Raw genomic sequence first — 12,475 nt, 5'->3', positions numbered from 1 at the left:
TCAGTATATTTTGATAATTAAAGAGGTTATATTATTCTTTTGTCGAATAAATAAGTTAGAGAAAATTACGGATAAAGTGAAACTTTAATCAGTGGGGGGTTTTGTACATCCCCACTGATTATCAGCCCGCAAATAGCGGGATAAAAATAGCCCGAACCATGCAGGGCATGATTCGGGCTTATATTCAGATTAGTATGCTAAGCTGAATAGACCTTTAATGTGTGATAAGTAACGAACGTTACTTGCTTCTTTCATTAATGATGCTGGTAAACCTTTAAGCGGAGTATTGCTTGCTCCGATTGTAGCAACAGCATCTTTACGTCCTAGACTAGCAAGTGTTCCAGAGTTGATAGGTGCGAACTCTTCGAATGCTTTGCCTTCTAGTGCTGCGTATAAGTTGTATCCAATTAACTCACCCATTTGCCAAGCGATTTGTGCAGTTGGTGGGTATGGACGACCGTCTGGAGAGAAGACAACAGCGCTGTCTCCAGCAACGAATACGTCTTTGTGAGAAGTAGATTGTAGATGTGCATCAACAGTTGCACGACCGCGGTTTACTTCAAGACCTGATTCACCAATTAATGGATTACCTTGTACGCCGCCTGTCCAAACGAATGTGTTAGCAACGATTTTTTGACCGTCTTTTAAGTCGATTTCATTACCAGCAACGTTTGTTACAGGAAGACCTGTTAAGAATGTAACACCGCGTGCTTCTAAGCTAGCAGTTGCACGTTCGATTAAGTGGTCTGGTAATACTGGAAGGATTTTTGGACCTGCTTCAACAAGAAGAAGTTTAACTTCTTTTGGATTTACGCCGTGGCTTTTTGCAAGTTTAGGCATAATGTCAGCAAGCTCACCAACTAGCTCAACGCCAGTTAATCCGCCACCACCGATTACGATTGTAGCATCAGCTTCGTTTTTCGTTTTAGCGTATTCACGAATACGGTCTTCAACGTGTTTGTAGATTTTGTTTGCATCAGCAGCAGATTTTAATACCATGCTGTTTTCTTCTAGTCCTGGAATACCGAAGTAAGCAGTTTTACTTCCTAAAGCAACTACAAGTGCATCGTAAGATAGCGTAGTGCCACCAGCTAGTTTGATTTCTTTGCTATCAACTGAGAATGACTCAACTGTTGCAATTTTAAGATCGATGTCTTTACCTTTGAAAAGCTTTGTAAGTGGCATTGCAATTGCTTGCTCAGCAACGTTACCAGCTGCAAGGCGGTGTAGTTCAGTGATGATTTGGTGCGTTGGGTATTGGTTAATCACTGTAACTTGTGCTTCTGATTTGCTGTAATATTTACGTACGTTTAAAGCGGCAAGAAGACCGCCATAACCAGCGCCTAAGATGACAATTTGTTTTGACATAGTATGATATCCCCCGTCTTTACTAATTGTTGTTATAAGTTAAATTATTTATTGTTACGTTCTGCACTAATTTGAAGGTATGCGTTCACAAAGCGGAACATTTTTTGTGCTTGTGGGTCTTTTAGTAATTTTAATAGACCGAACAGGCCGATAACTTCGTTGCTTTCATCAGCACGATCTTTCGCTTCGATAGCAGTTGCAGCCATGCTTTTCACTGTATCCTTTACAGGTTCTACAAGCTCTGTGATTGCACTAACAGTGTCGCTTTTTAATACTTCATCAGTAGCAACAGTTTGAGCGAAGTCATAAGACTTAGTTAAAATGTTAACAAGCTCAGTTAATTTTGGAAGCTGTTCTACTAGTGTTGTTAATGATTCTTGTACCTCAGGTTTTAACAACTGATCAAGTACATCAAGTTGTCCTTGGCTAGCAGAAATTTGTACAGTTTCTTGTTCTGGCTTTGTTTGAGTCATAGTTTCTGGCATCTCCAATTCTCCTTTACGATAGCAATACTCTTATTTTTGATAGATAAGATAGTAAACACTTGCGAAACTTTATACAAAGTTTCACAAAGCACAATAAAATGCCTTTAAATTTATGACAGCAAGTAAGCTGAAATCATAAATCCAAAACCATAATGTCCTACCTATTATTTATGAACTGTCCGATACATGGCTTGTCCGCATAATGGAAAGTTCCCTTATCGGAAAGTGTATATAATATATATCCTATATTATATACTATATACACGTATGTTAACATAAAAATGATTCCTAATTATTTGATATTGATTCTGTAACCTAGTACTGACAAGGCATGAAAGCGCATAAATTATTTTATCTATCTTAAAAATGTACATATATATAAAGAAAAAAAGGAGGAAATGGACAAATTTATGTTCATTTTTTCCTTTTTTTATTGTTCACCTTCTGTAATTAGCATTGATGTGTTACCGCTTTTTTCAAGGTGGCATTCGCCCCAAGTACAAAGAGAATCAAGAATGGATTCTAAAGACCAACCGTAGTCTGTAAGAGAATATTCTACTTTCGGTGGTACTTGATTGTATACCTTTCTTTGAATAACTCCGTCTTCTTCTAATTCGCGTAATTGCTGTGTTAACATCTTTTGTGTAATACCAGGCATGAGACGTTTTAATTCACTCGTTCTCTTTGTACCTTTCGTTAAGTGGCAAAGAATAACGACTTTCCATTTTCCGCCGATAACCTCTAAAGTCGCTTCAACGGGAATATTATATTTCTTCATATAAAAATCTCCTTTGATGAATGTAGATTTCAGTTCTCCAACAAAAGAAGCCAAATAATTTAAATGTTACTAAAAAGTACCTATAGCACTTTAAAGTACGTACTTTTTATTATGTTGAATATGTTCCATAATAGCATACGTAAGAGGGAAATGAGTAGTACGGTACTAAAAAGTGCCTATGTTACTTTTTGGTACCTATCGTACTTTAAAGTGCGTTCTTCAAAAAAAGAGTGAAGCCATTCATAATAGCATATATCAGCAGTAACATTATTTTTGTAGAAGATAAAAAGGCCTTTTTATCACACTATTATGATTGGATTTCTCGCATTAAGGAGGAGTTCAATTGAATTCATATACAGTATCTTCTTCAGCGGTACAGACGAATCGAAGAAGTATGTTTGCTTTATTAGCGCTAGCAATTAGTGCATTTGGAATTGGTACAACCGAATTTATTAGTGTCGGTTTATTACCATCTATTTCAGAGGATTTACATGTTTCTGTTACAACAGCGGGTTTAACCGTTTCTTTATATGCATTAGGGGTAGCGTTTGGTGCCCCAGTATTAACGTCATTAACAGCTAGTATGTCGCGAAAGACATTATTAATGTGGATTATGATTATTTTCATTATTGGTAATGGAATTGCGGCAGTGGCAACAAGTTTTACTGTGTTGCTTATGGCGAGGGTTGTATCTGCGTTTGCACACGGCGTTTTTATGTCGATAGGATCCACAATTGCGGCTGCGCTTGTACCAGAGAATAAACGTGCAAGTGCAATTGCATTTATGTTTACTGGTTTAACTGTTGCGACGATTACAGGTGTACCAATTGGAACGTTTATTGGTCAACAATTTGGCTGGAGAGCATCTTTTATGGTGATTGTGGTCATTGGAATTGTTGCCTTAGTCGCAAACAGCATGTTAATTCCGTCTAACTTAAAAAAGGGTACACGAGTATCATTTCGTGATCAATTCAAACTTATCACGAACGGAAGACTCTTACTTGTTTTCGTCATTACTGCATTAGGATATGGAGGAACATTCGTAACATTTACGTATTTATCTCCGCTATTACAAGAAGTAACAGGATTTAAATCGAGTACCGTTACAATCATTTTGTTAGTGTACGGGATTGCAATTGCGATTGGGAATATGGTCGGCGGAAAATTATCGAATCATAATCCAATTCGTGCACTATTTTACATGTTCTTTATTCAAGCAATTGTATTATTCGTACTAACATTTACAGCGCCGTTTCAAGTGGCGGGGCTTATCACAATTATTTTTATGGGGCTATTCGCGTTTATGAATGTTCCAGGACTACAAGTGTATGTCGTTATATTGGCTGAGCGTTTCGTGCCGAGTGCCGTTGATATCGCATCAGCAATGAATATTGCAGCATTTAACGCAGGAATTGCTCTTGGGGCTTATTTGGGCGGTACTGTAACGAACTCGTTAGGATTAATTCATACAGCTTGGGTAGGCGGCATTATGGTAGTAGGCGCTGTTATTTTAACAGCTTGGAGTATGAACTTAGAAAAAAGAGATCAAGCAAAATAAAGGAGAGAAAAATATAATGAAAAATTTACAAAGTAAAACAACATTGCATAACGGTGTGGAAATGCCTTGGTTCGGTTTAGGTGTATTTAAAGTAGAAGATGGACCGGAACTTGTAGAGGCTGTGAAAGTAGCCATTAAAGAAGGATACCGTAGCATTGATACAGCTGCGATTTATGGAAATGAAAAAGCAGTTGGAGAAGGCATTCGCGCTGGTATAAAAGAAGCAGGAATTTCTCGAGAAGATTTATTCATTACTTCAAAAGTGTGGAACGCAGATCAAGGATATGAAACGACACTTGCTGCATACGAAGAGAGCTTAAAAAAATTAGAACTAGATTATTTAGATTTATATCTTGTCCATTGGCCTGTTGAAGGGAAATATAAAGATTCGTGGAGAGCGTTAGAAACACTTTATAAAGAAGAACGCGTGCGTGCAATTGGCGTAAGTAACTTCCAAATCCATCATCTGAAAGACGTACTGGAAGGTGCGGAAATTAAGCCGATGATTAACCAAGTAGAGTATCACCCGCGTTTAACGCAGAAAGAACTACAAGCTTTCTGTAAAGAACAAGGAATCCAAATGGAAGCATGGTCACCACTTATGCAAGGGCAATTATTAGATAATGAAACTTTACAAGAAGTTGCTGATAAGTACGGTAAAACAACAGCGCAAATCATTTTACGTTGGGATCTTCAAAATGAAGTTGTAACGATTCCGAAATCAACGAAAGAACAGCGTATTATTGCGAATGCTAATATATTCGACTTCGAATTAACAAAAGAAGATATGGAAAAGATTGATGCTTTAAATCAGAACCACCGCGTTGGTCCAGATCCTGATAACTTTGATTTCTAATAGAGGTAAGTTCAAAGGGTGCAAAAAAGTTTGCACTCTTTTTTGTTTTGTCTATGCATAAAAAACTTTTCTAACTAAATAATACATAGTAGTAAATTTGTTATTTTATAAGGGGTTGTAGACATGAATATAAAACGATCGTTCAAGCTAATGGCCGCTTTTTTGAGTGTTTTATTTGTATTTGCGAACTTATTATTCCCACTTCAAAAGGCATCCGCAGAGGTTATGGATCACACGAAGTATCAAATGGATTGGAGTTATAGTAAGTCAAAGAAAAAACCAATTCGAACAGAGCTTATTAAAACAGCAGATGGCAAAATTGCTTTTTGCTTAAATGTGGATTTGAAATCTCCGAGCGGCCAAGATTTACCTGAAATGGGTAAAGTAGATATTAACGTATACCGTGTACTATTAAACGGGTATCCGCAGAAGAGCCCACAAGAATTAGGTGTTTCCGATTGGAGAGAGGCACATTACGCAACGCAGCTTGCGGTGTGGAATGCGTTAAAACAAATTGATATTAACGATTTAGATTTCCGTAATAAAAATGTAGAAAAAGTAACGAAAGATATAGTTGCAAAAGCAAGCGCTAGTGAGGAACTACAAGAAATTACGATGAGTGTAGTACCATCAGAAGAACAAGAGGCAGTATTAAAAAATGAGTTTTTTGAAACAGGTTTATACACAGTGCAAACAAATGCAAAAAGTGGAACGTATAAAGTGCAAGCAACAGGTGCACCAGAAGGCGCGAAGTTCGTAAATGAAAAAGGCGAGGGAAAAACAGAATTTAATGTAGGAGAAAAGTTCCGCATTTTAATTCCGAAACAAACACCATCGGGTGGATTTAGCTTTAAAGTATCAGGGAATTTAACGAAACTACAAGGAATTGCACATAAAGGAACACCGACAATTCAAAATGCAGTTGTATTATTAGAGCGTAGTGAAGAGAAAACAAGTCCAGAGTTGGCGGTAAGTTGGAAAAAAGCAAATGGTCATGATAATAAACCAAATAAACCCTATACACCAAATGAACCACATAAACCGAATCAAATTAAAAGATAGTGGAAAAAGCATTGGCGTTTGCCAGTGCTTTTTTCTTATCTGAGTAGAAGTTAAATTATATGTTAAAAATAATAAACGGGTATAGATAACATGAAAATAATATTGGGACAGTTTAAACTATATTTTAGAATAATATAAAATATGTTGAAATCCGAACGTTACGATTAATGGATTATATTCACCAAATTGTAACATTATTCTGATTGAAAATGCTATCAAACAAAATAGAAAGCGTGTAAAATTCAGTTGGAAAAACTACCTATAGATGGTCATATATGAATAAAATGTAAGTTTCTATTGTTTTTCACATTTTTAGATGTATAGATGACAAGACTGAAGTACATCTTTTACTATTCTCTTTTTATGTAGGAAGAGAACTCATCACAAGTAGAAAGAAGTGAGGAGGATACAATACATAAAAATTTTATAATGTAGGAAATTGAATACATTGAGAGGAATGCGGTAGTAATGGATACAGGTGCGCGAGGTGTTAGTCTATTCATTAAATGGTTTTATAAAAATAATAGGATTTTCAGTTAAATGAATGTATAGGGTAGTTTGTCTAAAAAAAGGAATAGGGGACACAGATTATGTCAAAGAAGAAAAAGAGTAGGGTATTAGTAGCTGGAGTTTTTTTAGCTACGTTATTAACTCCGTATGGTCTTGAAGTGCCTAAGGTATATGCAGAGATGACGATTGAAGATAAGGAGAAACAGCAAGAAGAACGAGTGTATCAATTGCTGCCAAAAGGTGATGTAGAAGAGATACGTGAGTTGCATCAGCGTCGAATGAGTTTTTCTCCCTATGAACCAACTGGTATTTATGTAAAGCCAGGTGAAGAAGTAGTTATTCAAGTAGATGGGAATCAAAAGATTAAAGCTTATATTGGCACATATTCTTATGAAAAAGAAGAACCTAAACAATTCAATTTAAATCCTGGTGAAAATAAAATTTCTTCTCCGAATGGAGGGCTATTATACTTTTATAATTATCACAACACAGGAGAAGTAGTTGCTAAAGTAAAAAAAGGTGGTATACCAAATCCTTTATTTATTTTAGGTAAACATACGACAGAAGATTGGAAACGTATGTTGAAGGAATCACCGAATTCATATGCAATCGAGATGAAAGGGGAAAATAGTTTACTAACTATGCATCCTGAGACTGTGGCGGAACATTTGAAGCAAGAAGATCCAGCTGCGTTATTAAAGAAACATGATGAAATAATTAATATAGAACATAAGATATCTGGTTTATCAAAAGATGGTGTGGGTGTTGCGAATCAAGGCAAACATTCCATTCATTATGTTGAAGACTGGTATACGGACAATTATATGTATGCGACTTATTATCGAACAGCTTATAGTAAAGGGAATTTAGAGTCAGTACTAAATCTAGAAGAGTTAACTGCGGATGGATGGGGACCTTGGCATGAAGTGGGGCATCAACATCAACAGGACACTTGGTTATGGGAGGGGCTTGGAGAAGTAACCGTTAACATTTATTCTTTAGCAGTTCAAACTGCATTTGGACATAAAACAAGGTTAGAGCAAGAAAATCGTTATGAAGCCGCATTTGCTTATCTAGGTAAACCGAATGCGCAAGAGAAGATGAATGAATTCGAAAAATTAGTTATGTTTTGGCAGTTGCATTTAGCTTATGGAGACCAGTTCTATCCGAAATTACATCAAATGTATCGTGTGTTACATGATACAGAAATGCCTAAATCTGATGAAGAGAAAAAGCAGATGTTTATTTACATGACGTCAAAAGTAGCTGGGCAAAATTTAATTCCTTTCTTTGATAAATGGGTAATAATTCCAAATGATGATACTAGAGAGAAGATTGAAAAATTAAATTTACCAAAATTAGAAAAGGAAGTTTGGTTATCTACAGATAGCAATCCAATTCGTGAAAAACAAACTGAGTTATATGAAATTCCATATGGCGAGCCAAATAATGAAAAAATACAAAATGTAGTAATTGGTACTACATATGATGAGAAAAAAGCAAAAGAACTTGTACAGAATTTAGGAGAAGGTGTAAAAACAACAGGTGTGATTATGCAAGATAAGCCTGAAGTTGGAGAAAAAACTGTAAAAGTAGAAATTATAGATGAAAAAGGGAATAAAAATTTAATTCCTGTTGTAGTAAATGTTGGTTATGGTGATAGCTTAGTATTCAAAGGGCTCAATTATAGTACTGATATTAAATCGATTGTAACACTGCAACACGATCAGAAAAAGTTTAGTGCGACAGCTGATTCTAATCAAGTGCATTATTATTTTAAAGAAGATGCGTATTTTGAATTCACATTACTAGATCCAAATGGAAATGAGAAAAAGAAAGCAACTGTAAAAGGTGTTGAAAATGCGGAAGAATTCGCAAAATCGATTAATGGGTTAGAGTTCGAGTATGGTGACGTTGTAAAAGTGTATCACGCAGAATCAGATCGCTTTAATTGGTATCAAAATAATAACTTTATCGGCCAAGGTAGGGCGAAGGTAGAGGAAGAATTATTATTTAAAGTAACAGAAAAGGGCTTTGAGAGAATGGAAGCTCAACAAGAAGTAACAGTAGTACCGCAAAAAGTAGTAATCGGAACAGATGCTGAAAGATTAGAAGCAAAAGATTTTGTTCAAGTGAAAGATGGAGAAGTAATCGGATTTGTAGAAAAACCGAATACAACAAAAATCGGTGAACAAAAAGTAAAAGTAGAAACGAAAGATCGTTTTGGAAATAAGAAAGTGACAGAAGTGCCATTGGAAGTAATGTATGGCGATAGTTTAGTCTTCCAAGGTGATGGTAATAAAACGCGTTCTGTCGTAACTGTGGATCATAATACGAAAAAGCTACAGGCAACATTTACGGATTCTAAAGTTCATTATCGTTTTGAGAATGAAAAATATATGGGAATCACGCTATATGATCAAAATGGAAATGAAAAGAAAGTTATTTCGGTAGAAGGGCAAGAGACTTCTGAAAGTTTTGCAGAACAGTTGAATGGTGTAGACTTCGCATATGGTGATGTTATTAAGGTATATCATGCAGAATCAAATCGATTAAAGTGGTATCAAAAGAATGAGTTTGTAGGTAAAGGGAACGTGGAACAAGAGTTGTACTTTAAAATAACGGAAAAAGGTTTTGAAAAACTGGAAAGCTTACAAGAAGTAACAGCAGTACCACAAAAAGTGACAATCGGAACAGAAGCTGAAAAATTAGATGCAAAAAAATTTGTTCAAGTAAAAGGTGGAGAAGTAGTTGGTTTTGTGGAAAAACCTAGTACAACAAAAATCGGTGAGCAAAAAGTAAAAGTAGAGACGAAAGATCGTTTTGGGAATAAGACAATAACAGAAGTACCGATTGAAGTGACGTATGGAGATAGCCTGGTGTATCAAGGTGTGTCCAATGTTACACGTTCTATTGTTACGTTAAATCATGACGAAAAGAAATTACATGCAACATTTACGAATGATGTGATTCATTATCGTTTTGTGAACGAACAGTATTTAGGTTTTACGATTTATGATCAAAATGGAAATGAGAAAAAGCATATATCAGCAGACGGTCAAGAAACCTCAAAGAATTTTGCAGAACAAGTAAATGGTACTCCATTTGAGTATGGGGATGTTGTAAAAGTGTATCATGCAGAACCAAGTCGTCTGAAATGGTATAAAAAGAATGAGTTAGCAGAACAAGTAGCTTCAGCAGAAGTTGTATTTAAAATCACTCAAAGTGGATTAGAACTAGTAAAGGGGACATTGTAATAAAAAATGCGCGTAGATATTGGATCTACGCGCATTTTTTTCTATTACTCAGCTTCAGAAACAACTGTGAAGCGTTCGTTTACATGTTTTGGATTTTCGATTTCATCAAGTGCTGCAACTGCGAAGTCTTCGTAACTTACGTAGCTATCACCTTTTGAGTTAACAAGAAGGTTGTCTTTTCCGGCTGTATAAGAGCCTGTGCGTTTTCCTAATGCAAATAGTGCAGAAGGGCTAATGAATGTCCAAGTAATATCATTTGTTTGATTTAGGATTTCTAAGTTTTTACCTTGGTTTTGAGCTGTTGCAAGATATTCATTTGGGAATCCTGGTGTATCAAATACACGTGTTGTTTTCTCTTCGTCTACAAATAAGCTACCAGCGCCACCAACAACAAGTAATTTTGTATTAGGTGCACCTTTCATAGCTTCGATAAGTACGTTTCCTGCATCTACGTGAAGGTGTTCTTGTCCGGCTGGAGCACCGAATGCATTTACAACTACATCGAATGCTTGTAGGTCGTTAGATGTAAGAGTGAATACATCTTTCTCTAAAATCTTTACATTTTCTTCTGTAATTTTTGCAGCGCTTCTTACGATTGCAGTTACTTCATGTCCGCGATCTAATGCTTCTTTTAAAATACGACTTCCTGCTTTACCAGTTGCTCCGATGATTCCGATTTTCATAATAAATCCCTCCAAAGTGTTTTGTTAAAGTGTATATCTGAAAGTAAATGAATTTGTTGTAATAAGGTTTGTTACAACCTGATGTAATCATTATAGTTACAGGTTGGTGTTTTTGTCAATGGAATTATGTATTGTTTTATTATGTACATTTTATAAATATAAAGTCATAAAACATAACAAATAACACCATTATGTTACAAAACCTAACGTATGGAAGTAATAACCTGTCGAAAAATGTTGATTTTTGAATATTTTTTAAATATAATTCAATTTATGAAGAAAAAGGGAGGGGACTGACAGTATGAATATTTTAGAACAATTCGTTTCATCAACGAATACGATTCTTTGGTCATATATTCTTATCGCAATGTTAATCGGTTTAGGGCTTTATTTTTCTATTAAATTGAAATTCGTACAAATTACTCATTTAGGGGAAATGGTTCGATTAATGGGTGATGGTTTAACTGGAAAGACACGTAAAAAGGGCAGTGTATCGTCATTCCAAGCATTTTGTATGAGTTCAGCAGCTCGTATTGGAATCGGGAACTTAGCTGGTGTAGCGCTAGCTATTTCTATGGGAGGACCAGGAGCTGTATTTTGGATGTGGGTTATTGCGATTATTGGGGCGTCTTCAAGTTTCGTAGAAAGTACGCTTGCGCAAATTTATAAAATAAAAGATGGTAGTGGCTTCCGTGGAGGTCCTGCTTATTATATGGAAAAAGGTTTAAATAAACGTTGGATGGGAATTTGGTTCTCTATCCTTATTACAATTAGTTACGGTTTAATTTTTAACTCAGTACAAGCAAATACAGTGACATTAGCATTTGAAAATGCATTTGGTATTGAGCGTTATGTTGTTGGAATCGTATTAGCAGTATTAGTTGCGGTTATTATTTTTGGTGGTGTGAAAAGTATCGCGCGTATGTCGGAGCTGATCGTTCCGCCAATGGCACTTATTTATATTGCAGTAGCTATTTTCGTTGTTATTAAAAACTATTATTTAATACCGGATATGTTTACAGAAATCTTTAAAGGTGCATTCGGTTTAGATTCAGCTGTAGGTGGCGGTATCGGTGCTGCAATGAAGTTTGGTATTCAGCGCGGATTGTTTGCGAACGAAGCAGGTATGGGTAGTGCGCCAAACGCGGCTGCAACAGCGGATGTAACACATCCAGCTAAACAAGGATTTATTCAAACAATTGGAGTATTAGTGGATACATTCTTAGTATGTACATCAACAGCGTTTATCGTACTATGTTCTGGTGCATATAAGGCAACAAATTTAGAAGGTATTGAATTAACGCAAGTGGCGTTAAGTTCACAAATCGGTTCGTGGGCAAGCGGCTTCTTAGCGATTATCATTTTCTTATTTGCTTTCAGTTCATTACTAGGAAACTATTATTATGGTGAAACGAATATTGAATTTATTAAACAAAGTAAAACTTGGTTAACGATTTACCGTATTGCGGTAGTGGGAATGGTATTATTCGGTTCTGTTGCGACGCTTCAAGTTGTATGGAATATGGCAGATTTATTTATGGGTCTAATGGTAATCACAAACTTAATTGCGATTACACTTCTTGGAAGATTTGCGTATGCTGCGTTGGCGGACTATGTGAAACAAAAGAAACAAGGAAAAGATCCAGTCTTCAGTGCAGATTCTATCCCTGGTTTAACGAATACAGAGTGCTGGGACAAGCCAGCAGTAGCAGATAAAGAAAAAGCTGTATAATAAAAAGGAACGAGCATCAGAGAAATTTGATGCTCGTTTTTTTTATGGTGATAAACTAAAGGAAGAGGGAAAATACGAACATTAATGAGTGTTTTATAATAAAATGTATTTTTTTTAAGAAAAGTGCGGATGTGAGTTATAATTTGTGTTAGAATGGAAAATGGCTTTGAGACAAGAGATTTTATG

General features: G+C 35.8%; 9 protein-coding genes. 5 read left to right on the top strand and 4 right to left on the bottom strand.

From position 1 onward, the window contains the following. Positions 1-189 precede the first annotated feature (189 nt). From NSQ69_RS25090 to NSQ69_RS25080, 3 genes are all read right to left on the bottom strand, one after another. Complete coding sequence (locus NSQ69_RS25090) at positions 190-1,368, bottom strand: NAD(P)/FAD-dependent oxidoreductase (RefSeq protein WP_002016002.1); 1,179 nt, start codon at positions 1,366-1,368, stop codon at positions 190-192. Between the two features lie 44 nt (positions 1,369-1,412). Further along, positions 1,413-1,853 (bottom strand): DUF1641 domain-containing protein, encoded by a 441-nt coding sequence (locus tag NSQ69_RS25085; RefSeq protein WP_002016003.1) that lies wholly within the window; start codon positions 1,851-1,853, stop codon positions 1,413-1,415. A 430-nt stretch (positions 1,854-2,283) separates the two neighbouring features. Beyond that, complete coding sequence (locus NSQ69_RS25080) at positions 2,284-2,631, bottom strand: winged helix-turn-helix transcriptional regulator (RefSeq protein ID WP_000760478.1); 348 nt, start codon at positions 2,629-2,631, stop codon at positions 2,284-2,286. A 394-nt stretch (positions 2,632-3,025) separates the two neighbouring features. Here NSQ69_RS25080 and NSQ69_RS25075 point away from each other — a divergent pair, with 394 nt between their 5' ends. The 4 genes from NSQ69_RS25075 (at position 3,026) to NSQ69_RS25060 (ending at position 9,874) form a co-directional block, all read left to right on the top strand. Beyond that, entirely contained in the window at positions 3,026-4,189 is a 1,164-nt protein-coding gene (locus NSQ69_RS25075) for an MFS transporter (protein WP_341099891.1), read from the top strand. Between the two features lie 16 nt (positions 4,190-4,205). Then, positions 4,206-5,045, top strand: coding sequence for an aldo/keto reductase (locus NSQ69_RS25070; RefSeq protein ID WP_002068247.1), 840 nt, complete (start codon positions 4,206-4,208; stop codon positions 5,043-5,045). Between the two features lie 123 nt (positions 5,046-5,168). Further along, on the top strand, positions 5,169-6,107 hold the full coding sequence (locus tag NSQ69_RS25065) for a thioester domain-containing protein (protein WP_002129843.1): 939 nt from the start codon (positions 5,169-5,171) through the stop codon (positions 6,105-6,107). A 590-nt stretch (positions 6,108-6,697) separates the two neighbouring features. Then, positions 6,698-9,874, top strand: coding sequence for a putative mucin/carbohydrate-binding domain-containing protein (locus NSQ69_RS25060; RefSeq protein WP_341099776.1), 3,177 nt, complete (start codon positions 6,698-6,700; stop codon positions 9,872-9,874). A gap of 44 nt (positions 9,875-9,918) precedes the next feature. Here the strand turns inward: NSQ69_RS25060 and NSQ69_RS25055 are convergent, their stop codons facing one another. Next, complete coding sequence (locus tag NSQ69_RS25055; protein ID WP_002139212.1) at positions 9,919-10,557, bottom strand: NAD(P)-dependent oxidoreductase; 639 nt, start codon at positions 10,555-10,557, stop codon at positions 9,919-9,921. Between the two features lie 301 nt (positions 10,558-10,858). On the opposite strand from NSQ69_RS25055, the gene NSQ69_RS25050 reads away from it, so the two are divergent. Then, on the top strand, positions 10,859-12,289 hold the full coding sequence (locus tag NSQ69_RS25050; RefSeq protein WP_002112761.1) for an alanine/glycine:cation symporter family protein: 1,431 nt from the start codon (positions 10,859-10,861) through the stop codon (positions 12,287-12,289). Positions 12,290-12,475: the final 186 nt, after the last annotated feature.

Source organism: Bacillus sp. FSL R10-2201 (assembly GCF_038008665.1).
GTDB lineage: Bacteria > Bacillota > Bacilli > Bacillales > Bacillaceae_G > Bacillus_A > Bacillus_A mycoides.
The sequence above is the reverse complement of the archived record's forward strand: the minus strand, read 5'-3'. Positions and strand labels throughout refer to the sequence as shown.